The 583-nt window shown below is 33.1% G+C and carries 1 pseudogene; it reads left to right on the top strand.

The window, feature by feature from the left end:
- Positions 1-98 precede the first annotated feature (98 nt).
- A pseudogene (locus ACFFGV_RS18645) lies at positions 99-583 on the top strand (HTH domain-containing protein); the annotation flags it as partial.

The raw sequence follows: 583 nt of genomic DNA, 5'->3' as shown, positions 1-583 counted from the left end.
TAAAATGTACCCTATAGAGTAGACACTTAAAAAAAGTCTCTCTATAGGGTACTTTTATGTATACTTAGAATTAACTAAATATATGGGGGATGGTCTTGTTGAGTAAAAGAATGTTTACAGGCCAAGATTTAAAGAAGTTATCTAAAAATAAATATGTGAAATCAGTTAGTGATAAAGGAATTACTTATACAGATGAATTTAAGCGTATTTTCATCAATGAAAACGAGAAAGGAAAGTACCCAAAACAGATCTTTGAAGAATATGGTTTTGACATTGAAGTGTTAGGTGTTGTTCGTGTTAAATCTGCGGCTAAACGCTGGCGTGCTGCTTATAAAAAAGAAGGAGTACAAGGTCTGCGTGATACTCGTAAAGAAAGTAGTGGGAGACCATCTGAAAAGGAATTATCTTTAGAGGAAAAATATAAACGACTACAAGCTCAGAACCATTACTTACAGGCAGAAAATGAGTTCTTAAAAAAGCTAGACATGATCGAGAGGAAGGTGAAGAAGAAATAAGTGTGCCTGCAGAACATAAGTTTCTACTTATTCAATCTATTATCCATAAGTACAAGATTAAGAATATG

Origin of the sequence: Pontibacillus salicampi (assembly GCF_042434395.1) — a bacterium.
Lineage (GTDB): Bacteria > Bacillota > Bacilli > Bacillales > BH030062 > Pontibacillus > Pontibacillus salicampi.
The sequence above is the reverse complement of the archived record's forward strand: the minus strand, read 5'-3'. Positions and strand labels throughout refer to the sequence as shown.